Source organism: Shewanella sp. KX20019 (genome assembly GCF_016757755.1).
Taxonomy (GTDB): domain Bacteria; phylum Pseudomonadota; class Gammaproteobacteria; order Enterobacterales; family Shewanellaceae; genus Shewanella.
The window spans coordinates 1582877-1605947 of the sequence record NZ_CP068437.1; the positions used below are offsets into that span (position 1 = coordinate 1582877).

Genomic DNA, 23071 nt, shown 5'->3' on the forward strand with positions numbered 1-23071 from the left:
ACATCCGTAAAACCGATGCAACAGGCTGAGGTAGAGGATAAAGCTGCTGAGCATAGCCAATGTGAGCCTTGTGATGCATTTCACCTTGCGATGGCACGACATATCAATAATGGTTTAAGCCGAGATGAGTATCAACAGCAGGATCTATTTCAAGCCTTGGCGACCACAGTAAAAGAGCAGATGCTAGCACCTTGGCGACAAACCCGAATCGATGATATTGCACAAGGGCGTAAGCAAGTGGCTTACTTGTCGTTGGAGTTTTTAATGGGACGGGCGCTGGGTAATGCACTGCTTAATCTCGATATTGAGCAAACTACCCGCGACGCATTAAAGGATTATTCAGTCACACTTGAAGAGATTGAGCAGCAAGAGCATGACGCTGGACTCGGAAATGGTGGCTTGGGGCGTTTAGCCGCCTGCTTTCTAGATAGCTGCGCCAGTATGGACTTGGCGGTGACAGGTTATGGTATTCGCTATGAATACGGCATGTTTGCCCAAAAGCTGGTGGAGGGCTTTCAAGTCGAGCGGCCAGACCGCTGGCTAAGAGAGGGAAATCCTTGGGAAGTAAGGGCGGCGCAACATAATGTTAAAGTGCCTTTTTTCGGTAGAACCAGCAGCTATATAGACCCCAATGGCCGCAGTAATGTCACTTGGATTGATAGGCAAGATGTGCTCGCTGTGGCTTTCGATATGCCGGTACCGGGTTATCAAAATGGTCGTATTAATACCTTAAGATTGTGGAAAGCGGAAGCGACTGATGATTTCGATCTCACTGAATTTAATCAAGGTGATTACAGTGAAGCCGTAGCTCGTAAAAATATGGCAGAGCAGATCACCATGGTGCTTTATCCAAATGATGCCAGTGAAAATGGCAAAGAGCTACGGCTACGGCAGCAGTACTTTTTGTCATCTGCCAGCTTACAAGACCTTCTTAACACATGGATTAGTCAGCATGGTACCGACTTTAGTGATTTTGCCAAACTCAATGTGATGCAACTCAATGACACCCACCCTGCGATAGCCATCCCTGAATTGATGCGCTTATTGGTTGATGAGCACTTCCTTGAATGGGATGAAGCATGGCAAATCACCATACAAACCATGGCCTATACCAATCATACATTGTTACCGGAAGCCTTAGAGCGTTGGCCTGTAAGAATGATGCAGCATATGCTACCGCGGATAATGGAGATCATCTTTGAGATAAATGCGCGTTACTTAGAGTTGGTTGCGCATAAATGGCCTGGCAATGCGGTAAAACTGGCTGATATGTCGATTATTGAAGAGGGTTATGAACCTCATGTGCGAATGGCGTATTTAGCGATTGTGGCGAGTTTCTCCGTCAATGGTGTTGCCGGCCTGCATACTCAATTGCTGACCAGCGGACTGTTTCGGAATTTTTATCAGTTATGGCCGGAAAAGTTTAACAATCGCACCAATGGTATTACCCCAAGGCGCTGGTTGGCGCAGTGTAACCCTAAGCTAAGTGCACTGCTCAGTAAGCGCTTAGGTGATGAGTGGGTTACCGATTTAAGCCACCTAAATGCGCTAAATGCCTTTACTGATGATGTGGTGTTCATTAAAGAGTGGGCTGCGGTTAAGCAAGCCAATAAAGCGGAGTTACAGCAGCTGATCCGCAGTGAGTGCAGTGTCGAATTTGATCCCGAAATGATGTTCGATGTGCAAGTGAAGCGTATTCATGAATATAAACGTCAACTGCTTAATATCTTGCATGTTATCCACCTATATCAACAGATCCGTCTCGGTAATACTGACAATCTAGTCCCTCGTTGTGTGCTAATCGGCGGCAAAGCTGCCCCCGGTTATGCTATGGCCAAACTGTTAATCAAGTTAGCCAACAATGTCGCGCACATGGTCAATTCCGATGCCGTTGTTAGCCAGTATCTGCGGTTTGCTTTCCTGCCAAATTATAACGTCAGCGCCATGGAGAAAATCTGCCCTGCAACGGACTTGTCTGAACAGATCTCTACTGCTGGAAAGGAAGCGTCAGGCACCGGCAATATGAAATTCATGATGAATGGCGCATTGACCATTGGCACATTAGATGGCGCTAACGTTGAGATGTTGGAGGAGGTGGGTCAGGAGAACTTCTTTCTGTTTGGGCTTGACGCTAAAGAGGTGACAGAGTTACGACAGGACTATCGCCCTCAGTCATTTATCACGGCCTCGAGTGCACTTTCAGGAGTGATGGAGTTATTAGACAGTGGTCATTTTAATCTGCAAGAACCCGATATATTTTCCTCGATTATCGACAGCATTAAAAGCCCTAATGATCCGTGGATGACCGCAGCGGATTTTGAATCCTACCGGCTAGCGCAGATCAAGGCGGCTAATAGCTACAAAGAACAACTGAGTTGGACACAAATGAGTATTAGAAATACGGCGGCCAGTGGCCGTTTTTCAAGTGATATGACTATCGCCGGATACCGCGATGAAATTTGGAGAGCATGATGCGCGTTCAGTTAATAAAGCATGTCGATCAAGTACGTTCAAGGAGTGAACAAGTATGAGTAATGACCCTCGTTATATCAGTAATTTAACTCGCGATACCTATGCCATTATTCTAGCGGGTGGCAGAGGCTCACGGCTACATGAGCTCACAGAATGGCGTGCTAAGCCGTCACTGTATTTTGGTGGTAAGTTTAGGATCATCGACTTTCCATTATCTAACTGCATCAACTCGGGGATCCGTCGAATTGGGGTGGTGACGCAGTATAAGTCTCACTCGCTTATTCGTCATGTTATGCGTGGTTGGGGCCATTTTAAGAAAGAGTTAGGTGAGTCGGTCGAGATCTTGCCTGCCTCGCAGCGCCATTCAGAAAACTGGTATCAAGGTACGGCTGATGCAGTGTTTCAAAATATTGACATTATTCGCCACGAACTGCCGAAGTACGTAATGATTTTGTCCGGCGATCATGTTTATCGCATGGACTACGCGGGGCTGTTAGCGACCCACGCAGAATCTGGGGCTGATATGACCGTCTCATGCCTAGAAGTGCCTACAGCAGAAGCCGCTGGTGCCTTTGGGGTGGTAGAGGTTGATGAGTCTGGGCGGATCTTAGGTTTTGAAGAGAAACCTCAATTGCCAAAGTATCTGCCAGAGGATCCCGAAAAGTGTTTAGCCTCCATGGGCAACTATGTGTTTAACACTGAATTTCTGTTTGAGCAGCTTAAACTCGATGCGGAAAATGCAGGCTCTGAGCGTGATTTTGGTAAGGATATTATTCCGTCGATTATTAAAGATCATAATGTCTTCGCACATCGTTTTAGAAGTGTATTTCAAAATGAAGAGGCTTATTGGCGAGATGTTGGCACGCTTGATTCATTTTGGCAGTCGAACATGGAGCTACTATCACCTACGCCAGCATTAAATCTATATGATGCTAAATGGCCTATTTGGACCTATCAAGAGCAGTTGCCGCCAGCAAAGTTTGTCTTTGATGATGACGATAGGCGTGGCATGGCACTTGACTCCATTATATCGGGTGGCTGCATTATCTCTGGCGCAACGGTACGCAGAAGTGTGCTGTTTAATGAGGTCAGGGTTTGCTCATACTCTTTGGTGGAAGACTCGGTGATCTTGCCTGATGTGGTGCTGCTACGTAACTGTAAAATAAAGAATGCCATTATCGACCGTGGCTGCATTATTCCAGAAGGGAGTGTCATAGGGTATAACCACGACCATGATCGTGCCAGAGGCTTTAGAGTCTCCGAGAAAGGAGTGGTATTAGTCACGCGTGACATGTTGGGTTTGCCAGCGGGGTATGAATAACAAATGGCAAATAAACAACAAGCGCGGCCAAGAGTATTGATGTTAGCGGCGGAAAACGGCGCGATTGCTGGCGGTAAAGTCGGTGGTATGGCTGATGTTATTAGGGATCTGCCATTAGCGTTAGCCAAGCTTAATGTGGCTGTCGATGTAGCGATGCCCAGCTATGGTTTTTTAGAGCATGCCGCCAATGCACAGTGGCTTGCTGATATTAATGTTGATTTCGCCGGCAAACAGGAGTGCGTTGCAGTCTATAAAGCGCCGCACCCGAGTCTCGATAACTGCCATTTCTATCTGTTCTCACATCCACAATTTAATGCTGATGGACAGATCTATTTCCAAGGCGACGCGGCGCGACCGTTTGCAGATGACGCCACCAAGTTTGCGCTGTTTAGTCTGTCAGTCGCCAAGGTGCTAAATGATGATTTACTAGCAATAGCTGCGGATAAACCGAGTCAGCTGATATCGCCAGTGCCTGAGGTTATCCATCTACATGATTGGCATTGCGGCATTTTTGCAATGTTACGGGCGTTCGATAGTCGTTTGCAGCAGCTTAAGAGATTGCCTTGTGTGTTTAGTATTCATAATTTAGCTTTGCAAGGAATTAGGCCAATTCGAGATGAAACCTCCTCGCTTGCTGCTTGGTTTCCAGCATTCACTGAAACCTTGAGTGAGCAACAGTTTGCTGCCATATCAGACCCAAGGTATTGCAACTGTATCAATCCACTTCGAGCGGCAATTACCTTGAGCGATAGGGTACACCTGGTATCGCCAAGTTATGCACAAGAGGTGCTCAAAGCGTCAGTGCATGCTAAGGGTTTCTATGGCGGTGAGGGGTTAGAAGCAGACTTGCTATCTAAGCTTGATCAGCAAAGCCTTATTGGCATTTTAAATGGCTGTATGTACCCAGACCCGACGCAAGCGGATGCTGTTAATGATGGCCAGCAAACAGAGCCGCGATCGTTAACAGCGCAGTGTTGGCAAACCGTTCTGGCTAAAGCCGAAACTGCGTTGTTGGGTTGGCAAGTCGGTAATGAGCATGTCAGCAGTCAGCATTTTGTCGCACAATCTCGGCTGCAACAATGGCAAAATAACCTCGAACCATCATTAACAACAGCGCATATAGAACGGAAATTAGGGCAGTGCTTAGCGCTGTCTCCAGAGCAAACTTTACCTAGCGTTCCCGATTTTCTAATGACGTCTGTGGGGCGGCTCACCGACCAAAAAGTGATGATATTACGTTATCGCTTTTCTGATGCTGCCGTTCAACCACATTGGCGCGGCAAAACAGTATTACAAGTGCTACTTGAGCGATTGGCTGTGTTAAAGCCTAACGGAAAATGTCTACTGTTGGGCAGTGGCGATAAACGTATTGCCCGTGAGTTTGCCGATGTTGCGGCTCGTTATGACAACTTCATCTTTCTGGATGGTTATGATGAGGGTTTGTCTAAAGTGCTGTATCAAGGCGGTTCGCTGTTTCTAATGCCGAGCTCTTTTGAGCCTTGTGGTATAAGCCAAATGCTCGCGATGCGCGAAGGTCAGCTGTGCTTGGTTAATCATGTGGGCGGACTTAAAGATACCGTGCATCATTTAGAAACTGGCTTTGTCTTTGAAGGCTGCGATGTGTTTACGCAAGGCGCTGCGCTTATCTCAACCTTTGAACATGCTATTGAGTTACATAATAGCGATAAATGGCAGGCGATGGAGCAATTAGCTAAACAGCAACGGTTTGACTGGCATAGCCAAGCGGCGAAATATGTTGAGCAACTCTATTGCGTTTAAGCTGGATATGATGGCAACAGCCTTCAATGGATCCGTTGAAGGCTTTTTATCGTTTTTAAACTGATTATCTGCACCGTTAAAATGGTTATCTCGCCATGATGCAAACTAGAGCAATAAGCTGTCATCAATCTCGTGATATTGACTCGTTGAGTCTATGAGCGATTTGGCCGTTAGCCCCGGAACACCATAAACTTGCGTTTCAACGCCATACTTTTGATAAATCTTGAGCATTAGCAGGTCAAAATCTCCATCGCCAGAGAGTAGGATTACGCTGTCGACTTCACTCGCCGCTTCCATGATGTCAATAGTGATCCCAACATCCCAGTCACCTTTAGCCGACCCGTCACTGCGTTGTATAAAGGGCTTAAGTTTGACCTCAAAACCTATGTGTTTTAGTGCATCTTGAAATTTTAGCTGACCGTCATCACCACGGTGAATTGCATAGGCTGTGGCGTTGGTTATCTCGCCTTCATAGCCCAGGTGCTGCCAAAGTTTACGGTAGTTAAATTGACGGCCGTAGGCTTGCCGGCAGGTGTAGTAGATATTTTGTACATCAACAAACAGAGCGATTTTTTTCACGACATGACCATTTTTAGAAAGTAGCACTCAAGACAATACCTTAGGCGGTTAAAGGAGTGAAGCGTTGAGGGAAATTAACCGCAGTTAACGTTAGTGAAGGCTGAGTAGGAACTGGACCCGAGCTAATTAAGAGTAGGTTAATGGCGGAGTAGGAGCAGGTTAAGAGTAGAGTAGGAGCAGGTTAAGAGTAGAGTAGGAGCAGATTAAGGGCAGATTAAGGGCAGAGTCGGAGCAGATTAAGGGCAGAATAGGAGCCGAGTAGGAGCTGGTTAATGGCCGAGTAGGAGCAGATTAAGAGCAGAGTAATAATAAAAATTTATTGATTTAATCACTAATCAAAGCGTAGAAGGCAAGCGGGTATTAGACCCAAATGTCGATAATGGTATCTCTATGGCAGTTTAGTTTGCGCTTGCCTACATAGTGTTTTACTTGAGGATTGTCAGTAGTTGGCTCTCTGGACTTAACCCGCCTTTCAGCAAAATACTGGCCATTAACCCTAATTGTTTCAATTACTCGTGTATAGATTTTAGGTTTAATCATAAGGTTAACCGTCTGAGTAGTGGTCAAAAGAACTTATTTCTGATCAATTAAAAGCACTATTAATTGTAGTCGGGTTTTGAATATCTGTGTGCTGAGGGAGTTGTTTCACTTAACATTGGGTTAAGTCTTATGGCATAAGTGATTTTATTTGGTGAATAAAAAAGGACGCAACCATTGCGTCCTTTTTAATTTAGTTGTTAGCTCTCATTCGGATCATGGAATGTGTTGATTAATTTTTGCTGTTTGAAACCATAGTGCTGTTGGTTGACAAGATAGCTTGATGAGCCGCGCCCTTTTCTGCGATAGTCAAAATAGAACCGTTAGTGTCGCTATAATTTGGCACGAGTGGCGAATCTTTAGCGGCAGTTTGAATATTAACGGATTCAGCCATCATGTACTTAAGCGCTTGTGGTAGGTCGTCAGATGCCGTGAGGCCGACTTCAACGCGATTGGCTGACTCTGGCGCCATTGTAACAACACTGCTGTTCATCAATACCTGCTGTGTGTTTGGCACGGCATAGATAGATTGATAGAAGTTACGGCCGCCTACAGTGGTTGTTGAGCGTACTTGGGTGCGTTGTAAGTCAAAATCATTGCTGCTGTAGCTTGAGGTGTCGATACAAAAGTCTGCTGAAGTCTCAGAGCTGCAGTTGGCGTCAATACTGATATCGCCAAAGTCATACATTGTAGGCAGTGAGTTTACAACTATGCTATTACTGCCATCGAGTGCAATGAATGAGTGGTATAGCCAGTCGTAATCATTGTCTGTACCGGTAAAGTAGGCTGACCACTGCTGCATATTGCTGCTGCCATCGACTAAAGCAAACTCTTGGTTGCTGTCAAAAATTGACTGCCATAGGTAGGTATTTTCACTATTGACCATGTAGACAGCACTATTTTTGTCTACGCTCAAGTTGCTAGCTGTAGTCCAAGGCTGGTTAATCAAGTTCTCGTTAGTTAATGGTCTAGCCACAATGGAGCTGTCGGTATTGCTATCATAGATATAACCCGACTGGATTAAACCGTAGTAGCTCATGATGGTGGTGTTGCCAGCAGTATCGTTCTCATAAGCTGTCACGAGTACCTGCTTTGTAGCGGGAAGTTCAGACTTAACCGGAATATGTGATGAGATACTGTGGCCATCTACATCTAGTCCGTAACTTGATTGGTAATAGCCGATATTTTTCTCTTGCAGCACCGATACCGCAGCGCTTTTAACGACTTCTACAGACAAGTTTTGCTCGCCTTTATAGCAGCTCACACCATTTTGTGGCTGACGCACATTTAGCACGAGATCGGATAGCAGCTCTTTTTGAACCGAGAACATATAGACATCAGCGTTACCACCAATACCGCCATCAACCTCTTCAAGTGAAACAAATCCGCCGTCGGGCACATTGGCACTATCAATGGTAACGATGCCTGTCGCTGGGATCTCAGAGGCTTTAATGGTGTGCTTGGCGATTACGCTACCGTCACGATTATGGAATAAAATGTTATAGCCATAGATAGCAACCGACGCAGTGATTACCTTTTCAGGTTCGGCAAGGGCATCATCGTAAATGATGCAACCCTTGGCAACATCAGATTGGTTGACAACGTTAAGATTGATTATCTGCCAGTCATATTTAGGGGCTGGTGGAGGAGTAGAAGAGCTATCGCTGCTACCACACGCTGATAAACCTAATGCCATTGCTATTGCCAAAGAGAGTTGTTTTTTCACCAGTTACACCTTAATAAAGTTGCTTATGTTTTGTATTGCAGTGTTAGTAGCAAATAGTTGGCCAATATTAGGAGTTATATCAATTAATTTTAAAATAACTAATGAATGTTAATTCATTGTTTTTACCGGGTTTACCTTGATGGTTTTACTGTGATTGGTTTGTTGGGTTAGGTTTTTGATAAGTTGTAACTGGAATAAATTGAACCGCCTTTTTTAACCTTGGTATCGGTTTGTATCGGCGTGGGTTTTAGCTGTTTTAGTATAATTTTAGTTTAAAGACGGGAAAATGACGCTTTTTGGAGTTAGGAATAATGCGGCTGACATTAACTTGCCACATAAGGATCGCTAATTGCTCATGGCGTATGTTAGCCATATTGTGAGATGTTGAGTAAGGCTGTTGATTATGGTGGCGAGTGCCAGCAGATACGAGCTGTCTTCAATGAAATATAGCAATTCTCGAAACATTAGCGCCATATTAGACGCTAATTTTTAATGTAGAGACTTAATTATTTAGCGATGACCGCCATGATGGCCACCATTGCCGTTACCACACTCATGGGTAGTCTGTTGACCACCTGAATTACCCGCGTCGATAGTGATAGAACCTGAGTCTTTAAACATTTTAAACTCCCCCTCACTGATGTCATCAGTTACGGGATCGTCCAAATGACCTAAGCAGCTATAGCCAACACGATATTCACCTTCAGGTAAGTACCCCATAGTAAAACTCCAATTTCCTGCACTGTCCTGCATCATGCGGGATACTGCAACCGGGCTATTCATGCCTGCTGGAGGTGTTATTCCCATATCTGCCATCTGGCTAATATCCGTTACATCATTTGCATACAGATAGGCTAAATGGTGAAATTGAGCGTCGACTGGTGTTTTATCTATATAGGCTGTTTCACAGTCTGCTATCCACTGAGGGTCAACCTCACCGAGCAAATGCCCCATGTGGCTATTATCAATTGACCACATTCCTTCATGGTGCAATTGATATTCATCTTGCCCATGAGAAAGGCCACGATATAGGTCAATCTCTAATGTCATAGAGTGGTGCTGGTTGTGAACTATTTCGAAATCTTCAACGGGCAAGTGACCATCGGAAATTTTTAAACCGTGGCGTCCTTGACCGTCTTCCACATAACAACCTTGGTTACCATCTCCCTGAACGATATTAATATGGACATCATGATAGTGTCCCGCAGGTAATTCGATACCTGAAATCACCATGTGGCTGTCCATACCTTGATAGTCGAGCAGATTAAACGCCATATCTTGTAAACTATGTCGCAGAACAACTCCTTTGGAATCTGTTAAGACCAATTCACTCATTACCATGCCGACATGAGAAATTCCGGCCATTGGTGAGTCTGAAACAGCTAAGGAAAACTGACCTGTTAGGGCTTCTGGAGCGACATCATTACTGTCACTGCCGCATGCACTGGTTAAAAGTGAAGCGGATATCAATAGTAGAGCGGTTTTATACTTTTTCATTAGGGTCTCCATTATTCATCAGTTTTTTCTAATGGTACCCATTTGTAGGTAATCTTGCTACAAGGTGTTGTTGGATTTGTGACCGAAACGTTATTTAGCAAGATAGTTTCAGACTAATGTTATTCCAATGAACTGCGGCCAGCATATATGCAGATACAAAAAGGGCTTACGTCAGTAAGCCCTTAATTTACAGGGTAACTAAATAAATAAGCAGATCACTAAACCTACAGCGCCAATTACTGCTGCTTTAGTTCTTGCTCTGCAATCGCTTTATCCAGCTGCGCTTCAACATACCCTGGTGATTTAGTTGCCCCAGAGATCAATCGATACATGGCAGGTATGATAAGCAAGGTGACAAAAGTGGCGAAAGCCATCCCGAAGAACACCACTGTACCGACGGCAATTCGACTCTCAGAACCTGCGCCAGTCGACATAATTAACGGAATAGCACCGATCAGTGTGGTAAAAGCGGTCATTAGGATTGGGCGTAAACGTCTCGCAGATGCGTCAATAATTGCTTGCTCTATCGCTAAGCCTTTGTCCCTAAGCTGGTTGGCAAATTCGACAATCAAAATACCGTTTTTGGTGACCATGCCGATAAGCATGATCATACCAATCTGGCTATAAATGTTCAGCCCTTGGCCTGTCAAATATAAGCCTAAGAAGCCACCAAATACGCCCATTGGTACGGTGAACATCACCACTAATGGGTTAATAAAGCTTTCAAACTGTGCCGCTAGGACTAAATAAGCTACCAGTAACGCTAGGCCAAACACCATAAATACGCTGCTTTGGTTCTCTTTGAAGTCCTTTGACTCACCGGTGTAAGCCACCGAAATATCGCTTGGCAGCATCTCAATTGCTTTTTGATCTAAAAAATCCAGTGCTTCACCTAAGGTATAGCCTTCGCCTAAGTTGGCTTTAAGGGTTATCGATTTTTGCTTGTTGTTGTGGCTTAGCTTTTGCGCTGACGCAACCTCTTCAATATGAGTAATGGTGTCTAAGGTGATTAGCTCCCCTTTAGCCGAGCGCATATAAATTTGGCTGAGATCGGCGACGCTATTAAAGCTGTTCTCGTCGCCGCGCAGATAAACGTCGTACTCTTCGCCACGTTCAACAAAAGTGGTTTCGCTGCGGCCACCTAACATGACTTCGAGAGTTTCTGATACTTCGGCAACGCTAACCCCAAGCTCTGCAGCTCGCTCTCTGTCAACGGTGACCACCAGTTCTGGGGTGGTTTCTTTGTAATCTATTTCAGGACTTTCAAGGATTGGGCTATAAAGTGCCTCCTCCTCTAGTGCTGTCGCCCATTTAAATAGCTCTTGGTAATCTGAGCCACCTAAAACGAATTGCACCGGCTCACTTGAACCCCCTCTGAAGCCAGGCAACATTGGGCGCACCATGACATCGGGGATCCCTTTTAACGCTTTTGCAATGACACCTAATGCTTGTTGGGCATTAACGGTACGTTCATTCCAATCTTCAAGCTGAATAATGACAAAACCGGTTTGATCGCCAGCACGGCCACCAAAAGCGGGGGCTTGAATGCTAAAGGATTTAACTACGCCTTGACCTAGCAGTGGCATTAGCTTCTTTTCTGCTATCTCCATATTGGCAGCCATACGGTTGTAGCTGGTGCCTTCAGCGCCTTTGATAAAGGCAAATATCACCCCTCTATCTTCTTGTGGGGCGAGTTGCGCAGGCACTTTATTCATCAAAAATCCGCTACCGAGAATACAAGCAATAATCACCAACGGCGCCGCCAATCGCAGTGATACCGCTTTGCTCACCATTCTGCGGTAAAACAGCTCTAGTCGAGTGAATAATGACTCAACCCAGAGGTTAAAACGGCTCGGCTTAACATTGGCTTTTAACAGTTTACTGGCTAAAACCGGCGTTAAGGTTAATGCCACAATCGAGGAGAAAATAACTGACACTGCCAGCATGACTGAAAACTCAGTAAACAGTAGCCCAACCATGCCTTCCATAAATGAGATCGGCAGGAACACCATCACTAGTACGGCAGTGGTGGCGACAACCGCAAAACCCACTTCGCGGGTACCTTTATAGGCGGCAAGGATCGGTGGCTCACCTTTTTCGATGTGGTGGAAGATATTCTCAACCACCACGATGGCGTCATCGACCACGAGGCCAATGGATAGAATCAGCGCCATTAAGGTTAATAGGTTTATTGAAAAGCCAAAGGTGTTTGCGGCGATAAATGCTGAGATAAGCGACACTGGCACAGTCACGGCAGGGATCAGCGTGGCGCGTGCTTGGCCGATGAAAATGTACAGTACCAAGATCACCAGTAACGCAGTTATGGCGAGGGTATTAAATACTTCATCAATTGAGCGGTCGATAAACACGGTGGAGTCATAGTCGACGATTAACTTGGTGCCTTCAGGCAGAAACTGCTGAATGCGGTCGACCTCTTTATGTACATCTTGGGCGACTTCGAGTGGGTTTGCGTCAGATTGTGGTACTACGCCTAAGCTGATATTGACAACGCCATCACTTTTAAAGGTCGAGTTTTCGTTCTCTGCGCCAATAAATACATTGGCCACATCTTTTAGGTAGACGGGCGTGCCATCGCTTGATCTACGCAGTACGAGGTAGTCAAAATCTTCTGGCTTTTGGTATAGCCTTGCCGTTCTTACGGCCATCACAGTGGTGTCGTTTCTGACTTCACCACCTGGAGTTTCGACGTTTTCCTGGTTTAGAACATTAATTATGTCGCTGGCGGTAACTTGCCTACCGGCCATTAATTCAGGTTTGAGCTGCACGTACATGACTTTATATAAGCCACCGGAAATATCGACACTGCTCACGCCACTGATCAAGCTGAAACGGTCTTCAAGCACACGTTGGGCGTAGTCAGTAAGTTGAGTTCTATCCATGATAGATGAACTCAAGTTGATGTATACCGAGGGCTCACCGGTACCGTTATCTTTTGATACGATAGGATCGTTGGCTTCGTCGGGTAGGCGACGTTGAGCGCGGGCTACTGCGTCACGGACATCACTGACACCTTCGGTAAGATCCCAGCCTAAAAAGAAGGTGACTGTAATACGGCTCATGCCGTTTCGGGTAACGGACTGAATTTGATCTACACCGCTAATGCCGGTTAATTCATCTTCTAATGCGGTGGTTATCTGACTTTCCATAATGGTCGCCGAAGCGCCGTCATAGGTGGTCATTACGGTGACGACAGGGCTTTCAACGTCGGGCATTTCACGTACAGATAACTTGCTAAACGAGACAGCACCAAAGACACAAAGCAGTAAGCTTAAAACAATCGCGACGACAGGACGTTTTACAGAGACATCGGATAACCACATTTAAATGCTACCTCGCGCTTGTTCTGTTTGTTGTTCAGCATCTTTGGCAATTGCTGAATCAGTTACACTATCAATCTGTAAATCATCGACGCGTAAACCATCACGCATGTTAACCAAGCCTTGTACAACGACTTTATCGCCAATGCTTAGGCCATCGGTGATCAGCACTTCATTGTCGATACGGGCGCCTAATGTCACTTTAGTGCGTGTAGCAATGCTCTCTTCGTTAACGACATAGACGAAGCGGTTAGTACCTGAATATTCTAACGCTTGTACTGGAATGACGGGCTCTGATACGGATGGGAAAACAAGGGTTGCTGACATCATCATGCCGGGCTTTAGGTGGTGATGATGGTTATTAAATTGGACTCGAACACGCAGATTGAGCGTGTCTTGGTTTACGCGTGAATCGATAGCAGTGACTTCACCGGAAAAATGAGTGTCTGGCCAAGCGCGGCTTGTGGCGACCACGGTCATGCCAGGGCTTAATTGGGCGAGGTAATGTTCTGGAACTTGTAGATCTAAACGCATACTGGATAGATCATCGAGTGTAATGAGCTCTGTTCCTGCGGTAACCATTTTTCCTTGGCTAAAGTCGACTAATCCTGCGGTACCAGAGAATGGAGCGCTTAAGTAGTGATAATCCAAGTCAGCTTGGGCGGCGGCGAGTCTTGCTGCTGCCATATCTACATGGGCTTTTTGTGCATCAATTTCGGTCTGGGTAATGGCATTACGGCTAATCAGTTTTGAAAATTCTGCGAGTTTACGCTTTTCATCTGCTAGGTATGAGGCGGCTTCTGCTAGCGCGGCTTGTGCTTTTGCATCATCAAGTTGGATCAGTAGTTGGCCTTCGCTTACGTCTTGATCTGAATTGACGTTTATCGCACGTATTTTTCCGGCTATTTGCGGCGCTATAAAGACCGACTGCTCAGCATCAAGTTTACCCACAAGCGATAGTGACTGAGCTAACTCATGTTGCTCAACAATGCCGGTGATCACAGGGACGGTGCGAACGGCTCGCTCTTTTGTATCAGGCCTTTTAGCTTCTGATAAGCTGCTATAGGTTAGTGTTCCTGCCACGATAAGAAAGATAGGAATAAGGAAAAAAGATGTTTTCATGAATGATTACTTAAGGCCGCCAAAGTTGGGTGTATTTTAAGAAAAAAACACGCCTAGTAGGGTAAAGCAATGTAAAGTAAGGAAAATTAGCATTTAATTATTTACATGTCACTTACGTTCGCCTCAGCTTGTTAACATTATATCCGATCTGTTTTATTTCTATTTTCATTTGTCGCGCTAAAACATGAGTTCAACGGACATAAACAGCAATATTTGTCGATTACGATTTGTATGTATGAAGAGCTTAGTTGCAATTAGCACCAGTCGGTTACTCAGTTGTAATTAACCGACCGGTGCTTGGAATTGATTGTAAGTGATAGATTAAAGGGTTTGGCGACTGCCATCGTATAAGCCGCGGGTTAGGGCGTTATTTTCAATGAGTAGTAATTCACCTGACTGACCATTTTTAATGCTGCTATCAACCGCAATAACCTTATTGTGAAACAGGCCCAATACTCTCTCTTGTGAAGTATGACCAACCACAATTCGTTTTACATTAAAATAGCTAAGGATGGTATCTAGCTCTGGTTCAGTAAACTCTTTTGAAAAGTAACCTCTATACCAGGTTGGTCCATTGCCATAGAAAAGAAAATTGAGTAGGTCGTCTTCTTTTAGTACTTTTTTCTCAGTGCCAATATGCTGTCGATAAAGTGAGTTGGCCTTTGCTAATGTGAGCTCGCGGCTGATCCACTCGCTGCTGATCCCACCATGCATATACAACACGTCGTTGATCTTAATAATGGTGTTCTTACTTCTTAGCCATTGGCCTATTTCGGTGTCTGCGCCGTAGAGCTTGTCATAGGGGCGATCAATCAGTTTTGCAGCGACATCGTAACGTTGGTGTACATAGCGCAAATCGCCCCCGAGCACCATTTGTTCATGGTTACCCATTAATAGATGCACCATGCCGCCAGCTTCTCTGGCTTGTTGATCGAGTTGATACATAAACCACAGTACTTCATTGACTTGATGGCCGCGATCAAAAATGTCGCCGGTCATCACCATGTGACCTTCGCCGAACGCCCACTTACCCTTGTTATCGATAATTTGCTGATTTTTCAGCAGAGTGATTAGAACGTCATACTGGCCGTGGACATCGCTTAATGCGACCACTTTTTTTATCTCCGAATAGGTGTCAGGCATGACTTGTTTAAGGTCATCTGAAAGGATAACCTCAGGCAAATCACCACAATGAGCGGGACGATTCACTTGCTGGCTTACAATAGCGGTAGTCTTGAGCTTACTGTCACAGACCCAATAAGCTGTGGTTTGCGCTGGTGCCGGTGTTATCACATAGGGACCGTCAAATTCGGTCACGGACTCTGCTATGGCAAAAGGGCTAAGTAAGGTTAGTCCCAGTAATGAAAGGCGAAAAATCTTGTTCATTATTTAGTTCTTCTTATCTGCAGGTGCCAATGAAGACTGAGCGTAATCTTTTGTGGCAAGGTTTTTTATTATCCATGGTAATTAGTACTTATTATTCCATTGATTTTTAACCTAGCATCTCATACTTTGAGTTTTTTTGTTGCCCAGGTGAAAATAAGTTGTAGGCGTTTTTTTGACTCTTGTACTGCTTAACCAAGCAATGAGTGATGAGACGGAAAGTAAGCTATTTGTATCGTTGGGTATTGGTAAGTTAAATATCGAATTTCGACTATTCAATTTTTTAATGTGGTTTTGTTTAACGTAATGACTCGGGCTACATGCACTTTTGCTATTTAGAAAAGGTCATCAGCTGGAGGTAATGGAATGCGAGAAAACAGAGGCCGAAGCCTCTGTTTTAAACTGTTATTAATCTATTTAGTCATCCGCTTATACTTCAAACGATGGGGCTCAACAACGTCAGTACCCAAGGTGTCCTTTAACCAGGTTGAGTACTCGGTGTAGTTGCCTTCGTAGAAGTTAACTTTACCTTCATCGCGATAATCAAGAATGTGTGTTGCGATGCGGTCGAGGAACCAACGGTCATGAGAAATGACCATCGCGCAACCTGGGAACTCAAGCAGGGCTTCTTCTAGCGCTCGCAGTGTTTCAACATCTAAGTCGTTAGTAGGTTCATCGAGTAACAATACGTTACCACCGGCCTGTATCAACTTTGCCAAATGTACTCGATTGCGTTCACCACCAGATAAAGTCCCAATGATCTTTTGTTGATCTGCGCCACGGAAATTGAAGCGGCCAACGTAGGCGCGGCTAGGAATTTCAGTGTTGTTGATCCGCATGATGTCTTGACCATCTGAGATCTCTTGCCAAACGGTATTCTTATCATTCATTGAATCACGGAACTGCTCTACAGATGCAATCTGTACCGATTCACCAATTTCAACGCTGCCGCTGTCTGGTTGTTCTGCACCGGAGATCATTTTGAACAGTGTTGATTTACCCGCACCGTTGGCACCGATGATGCCGACAATCGCGCCTTTAGGCACTGAAAAGCTTAAATCGTCGATCAGTACTCGGTCGCCATAAGATTTTGTTAGGTTATTAATTTCAATAACCTTATCCCCTAGACGTGGTCCTGGTGGAATAAACAGCTCGTTGGTTTCGTTACGCTTTTGATAGTCATTAGTATTAAGCTCTTCAAAGCGAGCCATACGCGCTTTGCCTTTAGACTGACGTCCTTTAGCACCTTGGCGCACCCACTCAAGCTCTTTAGCTATCGTCTTTTGACGGGCACTTTGAGTGGCTGATTCTTGTTGCAAACGAGCATCTTTCTGTTCTAACCATGAAGAGTAGTTACCCTCCCACGGGATCCCTTCACCACGGTCGAGTTCCAAAATCCAACCAGCAGCATTATCAAGGAAATATCTATCGTGGGTAATTGCCACAACAGTGCCGGCGTAATCTTGTAAAAAGCGCTCTAACCACGCAACAGACTCGGCGTCTAAGTGGTTGGTTGGCTCATCAAGTAGCAGCATGTCTGGCTTTTCAAGCAGTAATCGACAAATCGCGACGCGGCGGCGCTCACCACCAGAGAGTACTTCAATCTTTTCATCCCAATCAGGCAGGCGTAGAGCATTAGCTGCTCGCTCTAGCACCACATCAAGATTATGAGCATCTTGTGATTGAATAATAGCTTCAAGTTGACCCTGCTCTTTCGCGAGTGCATCAAAATCGGCATCAGGTTCAGCGTAAAGCGCATAAACCTCATCTAAGCGAGTCAATGCATTTTTTGCATCCGACACCGCTTCTTCGAGTGCTTCACGTACAGTTTGGCTTGGATCTAGCTTTGGTTCCTGCGGTAAGTAACCAATTTTAAGATCTTGCATTGGTCGTGCTTCGCCCTCAATTTCAGTATCGAGGCCGGCCATTATACGCAGCAGGGTAGATTTACCCGAGCCGTTGAGCCCTAACACACCAATTTTGGCACCTGGGAAAAAACTTAAGGAGATATCTTTTAGAATTTGCTTTTTAGGCGGAACAATCTTGCCCACTCTAAGCATGCTATATACAAACTGCGCCATTTTATTTCTCATTGACTGGGATTGGCTGCAATTCTACTCGAATCGCGGCTTAACTTAAATCTGAACTTTGTCTTAGGGGTCTGCAGTTCAATAAAAGTATTGTCTCAAATTGCGGGATTTGCTGATATTTCAGCTGAATTTATGTAACATCAGCGTAACAGTTGTTAACGTAAAAATGTGGCCGAGTTCAAAGAGAGCTGCAGTAACGATTGTGTGATAGCAATCTGATTGGTTAATTTAAGGGAATAAATTGAAAATTCAAAAGTATGCAGTATTCGTTACTGTTATTTTTGCTCTCAAGGCGCCTGCGTGGGCGGATGAAGCAGATTTGACAGGAAGTTTGGTGTCGGCAAGGTTATCTGTGCAAGCGCCTGTAGTGACTTCTCTACCTGCATCTAATACAAGTTCACACTCCAATTTTGCAATGTTAATGGCTTCTTCAGCCCACACTTCTGCAGCTATTACTCGTGAGTCACAAAGCGATCCCGCAATTACATTACCGCAACTAATTGAAAAAGATTGGTGGGGAGCATTAGCTGAAATTAGTGTCGTTTTAGTTGTCGGTGAGCTGCTGTATAAATCCGGTGAAGAGAGCATGAAAGAGGATTTTGATTACGAGATTGAAGGCAACACTGGACAGTATTTTGTTGATCGCATTGTCACGACTGAATCATGGAAGCTTGATGATAATGAAGTCGGCATGAATTGGGGACACGCTTACGCCGGCGCGCTCTACCATCAAGCGTTCCGTAATTATAATTTTAATTATTATGAATCAATGCTTGGTAACTTTTTGGCATCAGGTATATGGGAGGTGTTTGCCGAGTATAAAGAGGTCGTCAGTATTAACGATCAAATAGTAACCACTTTTGGTGGTTCAGTATTAGGTGAAAGCTTGTTCCAACTATCAGAGATGTTGGAGACTAAAGAGGGTTGGCTACCGGCAACCTTTGCTGGAGTATTTAATCCATCAAGAACCATACGTGGCTGGTTTGGTTACGATTCGCCCAACCGCTTTGACCGAAAAAAAGCTCAAGATCAATTCGACATTTACAGTGGTATTTTATATTCGACTAAGGATGTGGCTGATATTTCCACCACGACTATGCTGCTTGGTATTGAAGCCAGCATTGACAGCGTACAGGGGCAATACGATTCCTTGTCTGCAACACCTAGCTTAGTAGAGCTTGATATGGAACTAGGTGTCTCTGAAGAGGGGGTTGAAGATTGGCAGCTGTCATCATCACTCTTTTTAGGGGGTTACACTGACGAGGCGAAGCCAATAGCGGGCTCACGTGACTCCTGGGGGCATAGCTGGTTTGTCGGCCCATCCATGGGAGTTGAATACAGTAGTTTAGGCCAGGAAGATGAAGAGGGCTTCTACGCTGCTATAAATGTTATTGGCTTATCTGTTGGCGGTGAATGGCAAAATTCGGATGTTAATATCAGCGTTCGCGGTGATATTTTTGCTGATTTTAGTATGGTTAAACCCTTTGCCAGTAAAGATTACCGTGCCTCAGGTGGACAGTTTTGGGGGACTAAATCTGTACTTTGGGAGGGCGGTTATGCTTATGCCTTAGGTCACACCGCAAAAGTGAAAGTTGAAGCTAGTTATAGAGATCTACTGTTAGGCTTAAAAGTCACCTCGCAGCGTTGGGATTCTATTGATGATAAAGAGTTTAATCGCAGCAGTGAATGGAATCCTAATAAGAGCGATTTAGACTTTAAAGATAGCCGTGATCGATACGAAGCTTACCTTGAAGTACCCATTACTAGAGCCTTTGGTGTGAGTATGCACCATGAACGAATTGACCGCAGTGGCACTTTAGCTGGGATTGATAATCGTAATGTTTTTTATCGCAATGATGATAGTGAAAGCCGCACGAGCATACGGTTAGCTTATCGATACTAGGTGAAAAGTGTAACTCGCTCTAGGTGGTCAATAGAACATCGACATTCTGCATGCCACTATCGGCGAATAAAGGCAGATGAGCCGGATTATTTATAGAACAGAGTTTTCTGTATTTTTATCCCAAGGTAATGAATCGATAGATTAAAGGCGTTTTTTCTATGTAATACAATCGCTGAGCAAGTTTACCGTGGAGATTTGCTCTTTATCAAATGTCGTTCATGGATAATTGCAAGTAATTTCATGTTTCTAATGCTGGGATTGTGATCAATTGCGCTGTATCATACCGCGCAACCCTACTATAAGAATTTACAGCTGGAGTGAATAATGCTGAAAAAAGACATGAATATCGCGGATTACGATCCACAATTGTTTGCAGCGATTGAAGATGAAACTCGTCGTCAAGAAGAGCACATCGAACTCATTGCTTCAGAAAACTACACTAGCCCTCGCGTTTTTGAAGCTCAAGGTTCTCAGCTTACTAACAAGTATGCTGAAGGTTACCCTGGTAAGCGTTATTACGGTGGTTGTGAGCATGTTGATATTGTTGAAGAGCTCGCTATCTCTCGTGCCAAAGAGTTGTTTGGCGCAACGTATGCTAACGTTCAACCACACTCTGGTTCACAAGCTAACGCTGCCGTATTTATGGCGCTACTTCAAGGTGGCGATACTGTACTCGGTATGAGCCTTGCTCACGGTGGTCATTTGACTCACGGCTCACATGTTAGCTTCTCTGGTAAGCTTTATAATGCTGTTCAGTACGGTATTGACGAATCAACTGGTAAGATTGATTACGCTGAAGTTGAACGTTTAGCGGTTGAACATCAACCTAAGATGATCATTGCTGGTTTCAGCGCATACTCAGGTATTGTTGATTGGGGCAAGTTCCGTGAAATCGCTGATAAAATAGGTGCTTACCTATTCGTTGATATGGCTCACGTAGCGGGTCTTGTTGCTGCTGGTATCTATCCAAATCCACTCCCACACGCCCATGTTGTTACTACGACTACGCATAAGACCTTAGCGGGTCCTCGTGGTGGTTTGATCCTTTCTGCTATTGATGATGAAGCGATTTACAAAAAGCTTAACTCAGCAGTATTCCCTGGTGGTCAAGGTGGTCCTTTGATGCATGTTATCGCTGCTAAAGCGGTTGCATTTAAAGAAGCACTAGACCCAGAGTTCACGACTTACCAAGAGCAAGTTGTCGTAAACGCAAAAGCAATGGCACGCACGTTTATCGAACGTGGTTATGATGTTGTTTCTGGCGGTACTGATAACCACCTATTCTTGCTTGATCTAATCAGCAAAGATATTACCGGTAAAGAAGCTGATGCAGCGCTCGGTAATGCCAACATTACCGTCAACAAAAACTCAGTGCCTAATGACCCACGCTCACCGTTTGTGACATCGGGCCTGCGTATTGGTTCTCCAGCCGTTACCCGTCGTGGTTTTGGTGAGGACGAATCTGTGCAGTTGACTAACTGGATGTGTGATGTGCTTGATGACATTTCAGATCTTGCAGTTAGCGAGCGAGTAAAGTCGCAGGTTCTTGAATTGTGCGCTAAGTTCCCTGTTTACGGTTAACCTTAAGCGTTAAATCAGGTAAACTTTAATGGCCGCATTTATGCGGCCATTTTTGTTGGCAATTTATAATGATGATTCTAAATCATTAACGAAATACTTCTAATACCTGACCGGAGGCCAGATGCATTGTCCATTTTGCAGCGCAACAGACACTAAAGTGATTGATTCGCGACTTGTCGCCGATGGCCATCAGGTACGTCGCCGCCGGGAGTGTGTGCAATGCCATGAGCGTTACACTACATTTGAAGGTGCTGAACTCGTGATGCCACGGGTAGTGAAACAGGACGGTAGTCGCCAGCCTTTCGATGAAGAGAAATTGCGCGGCGGCATGCTTAGAGCGGTCGAGAAAAGACCGGTATCTATGGACCAAATAGAGCAGTCTTTAACTAAGATTAAGTCAATGCTGCGTGCAACAGGTGAGCGTGAAGTTAAATCAGAGCTAATTGGTAACTTAATGATGGACCAATTGGTCAATTTAGACAAAGTTGCTTACATCCGATTTGCATCCGTTTATCGCGCGTTTGAAGATGTGTCGGAGTTTGGCGAAGCTATTGCGAACTTACAGCAGTAGTACTATCTGCCTATTACCTTATTGATTAATCGGAACTCATTTCACTATGTGGTCAACTGAAGACAATCAAATGATGAGTCTCGCTATTGAGTTAGCGCAAAAAGGACTCTATACCACCCGCCCAAATCCTTGTGTTGGCAGCGTATTAGTTAAAGACGGTGTGATTGTTGGTGAAGGTTACCATATTCGTGCTGGTGGCCCACATGCCGAAGTCTACGCGCTTAATATGGCGGGTGATGATGCTGTTGGCGCCACCGCGTACGTCACATTGGAGCCATGTAGCCATTATGGCCGAACCCCGCCTTGCGCCAAAGCATTGATCGAAAGCAAAGTTAGCCGCGTTGTTATTGCTGTGACCGATCCTAACCCACAAGTCTCTGGTCGTGGTATTAGCATGCTCCGTGATGCGGGTATTCAAGTTGACGTTGGTTTATTAACCGATGCTGCTAAGCAGGTTAACTTAGGTTTTTTGAAAAGAATGCAGCAGAGCTTACCGTGGGTGACCGTAAAGCTCGCCGCTAGCCTCGATGGTAAAACGGCATTATCGAATGGCGAGTCAAAGTGGATTACTGGTCCTGAAGCCCGAAGAGATGTACAGCGGGTGCGCGCAAGACATTGCGCTTTGATCACCGGCATTGAGACCGTTTTTGCTGATGACCCCAGTCTAAATGTCCGCCATAGCGAATTGGGATCTTTATCAAATGAGATCGCCCCAGCAGAACTGCATCAACCGCTGCGTGTAGTATTAGACAGCCAAGCACGGCTCGGCGCTGAGCTAAAGATGTTTTCCATCGACAGCCCCATTTTACTCATTAGTACTTGTGACTATCCTGAGAGTGTTAAGTCGGCGTGGCCAGCTCATGTTAGTCACCAAGTATTACCCGCCAAAGAAAAGCGAGTTGACCTTATTGCTCTGCTCACTTTACTTGGCAAAACCTGTAACTCGGTGTTAGTCGAGGCTGGTGCTACGCTTGCTGGTGCGTTTGTTAGCGAGCACTTAGCGGATGAAATTATTTTATACCAAGCAATGAAAATACTCGGTGCTCAGGGGCGAGACTTACTCGCATTACCTGATTTTGAAACCATGTCTCAAGTTCCAAGTATTAATCTAATAGATGAACGTAAAGTGGGAAAAGACACTCGCTTGACGTTAAGAATGAGTAATTAACTTT

General features: G+C 45.0%; 14 protein-coding genes. 7 read left to right on the forward strand and 7 right to left on the reverse strand.

The genetic code is table 11. The features are described 5' to 3' along the window. The first annotated feature begins 15 nt into the window (after positions 1–15). Genes JK628_RS06925 through JK628_RS06935 form a run of 3 tightly spaced genes read left to right on the forward strand, consistent with a single transcriptional unit; the run spans position 16 to position 5572 of the window. The gene (locus JK628_RS06925) at positions 16–2472 is read left to right on the forward strand and encodes a glycogen/starch/alpha-glucan phosphorylase (RefSeq protein WP_237524219.1); all 2457 of its coding nucleotides are present in this window, start codon (positions 16–18) and stop codon (positions 2470–2472) included. A 55-nt stretch (positions 2473–2527) separates the two neighbouring features. Next, positions 2528–3793 carry a glucose-1-phosphate adenylyltransferase gene (glgC, locus tag JK628_RS06930; protein WP_202288761.1) on the forward strand — a complete coding sequence of 422 codons (1266 nt, stop codon included), beginning with the start codon at positions 2528–2530 and terminating at the stop codon, positions 3791–3793. A gap of 3 nt (positions 3794–3796) precedes the next feature. Beyond that, on the forward strand, positions 3797–5572 hold the full coding sequence (locus JK628_RS06935; protein WP_237524162.1) for a glycogen synthase: 1776 nt from the start codon (positions 3797–3799) through the stop codon (positions 5570–5572). Positions 5573–5677: 105 nt separating this feature from the next. Here JK628_RS06935 and JK628_RS06940 read toward each other — a convergent pair whose 3' ends face one another. The 7 genes from JK628_RS06940 to ettA form a co-directional block, all read right to left on the reverse strand. Continuing rightward, positions 5678–6151, reverse strand: a complete 474-nt coding sequence (locus JK628_RS06940) for a LabA-like NYN domain-containing protein (protein WP_202288762.1) — start codon at positions 6149–6151, stop codon at positions 5678–5680. 769 nt (positions 6152–6920) lie between these two features. Next, positions 6921–8414: a hypothetical protein gene (locus JK628_RS06945; RefSeq protein ID WP_202288764.1), complete on the reverse strand. Its 1494-nt coding sequence runs from the start codon at positions 8412–8414 to the stop codon at positions 6921–6923. A 510-nt stretch (positions 8415–8924) separates the two neighbouring features. Beyond that, positions 8925–9911 carry a DUF4382 domain-containing protein gene (locus JK628_RS06950; RefSeq protein WP_202288766.1) on the reverse strand — a complete coding sequence of 329 codons (987 nt, stop codon included), beginning with the start codon at positions 9909–9911 and terminating at the stop codon, positions 8925–8927. A 236-nt stretch (positions 9912–10147) separates the two neighbouring features. Beyond that, complete coding sequence (locus tag JK628_RS06955; protein WP_202288767.1) at positions 10148–13252, reverse strand: multidrug efflux RND transporter permease subunit; 3105 nt, start codon at positions 13250–13252, stop codon at positions 10148–10150. Next, positions 13253–14371: an efflux RND transporter periplasmic adaptor subunit gene (locus tag JK628_RS06960; RefSeq protein ID WP_202288768.1), complete on the reverse strand. Its 1119-nt coding sequence runs from the start codon at positions 14369–14371 to the stop codon at positions 13253–13255. Between the two features lie 321 nt (positions 14372–14692). Beyond that, positions 14693–15757, reverse strand: a complete 1065-nt coding sequence (locus JK628_RS06965; RefSeq protein WP_202288769.1) for a shewanella-like protein phosphatase — start codon at positions 15755–15757, stop codon at positions 14693–14695. A gap of 410 nt (positions 15758–16167) precedes the next feature. Continuing rightward, positions 16168–17835 carry an energy-dependent translational throttle protein EttA gene (gene ettA, locus JK628_RS06970; RefSeq protein ID WP_202288770.1) on the reverse strand — a complete coding sequence of 556 codons (1668 nt, stop codon included), beginning with the start codon at positions 17833–17835 and terminating at the stop codon, positions 16168–16170. Positions 17836–18085: 250 nt separating this feature from the next. On the opposite strand from ettA, the gene JK628_RS06975 reads away from it, so the two are divergent. The 4 genes from JK628_RS06975 to ribD all read left to right on the forward strand — a co-directional run bounded on the left by JK628_RS06975 (position 18086) and on the right by ribD (position 23067). After that, entirely contained in the window at positions 18086–19747 is a 1662-nt protein-coding gene (locus JK628_RS06975; RefSeq protein ID WP_202288771.1) for a DUF3943 domain-containing protein, read from the forward strand. 324 nt (positions 19748–20071) lie between these two features. Further along, on the forward strand, positions 20072–21328 hold the full coding sequence (gene glyA / locus JK628_RS06980) for a serine hydroxymethyltransferase (protein WP_202288772.1): 1257 nt from the start codon (positions 20072–20074) through the stop codon (positions 21326–21328). A 121-nt stretch (positions 21329–21449) separates the two neighbouring features. Then, the gene (nrdR, locus tag JK628_RS06985; protein WP_202288773.1) at positions 21450–21899 is read left to right on the forward strand and encodes a transcriptional regulator NrdR; all 450 of its coding nucleotides are present in this window, start codon (positions 21450–21452) and stop codon (positions 21897–21899) included. A gap of 46 nt (positions 21900–21945) precedes the next feature. After that, entirely contained in the window at positions 21946–23067 is a 1122-nt protein-coding gene (gene ribD / locus JK628_RS06990) for a bifunctional diaminohydroxyphosphoribosylaminopyrimidine deaminase/5-amino-6-(5-phosphoribosylamino)uracil reductase RibD (protein ID WP_202288774.1), read from the forward strand. The last annotated feature ends 4 nt before the right edge of the window (positions 23068–23071 follow it).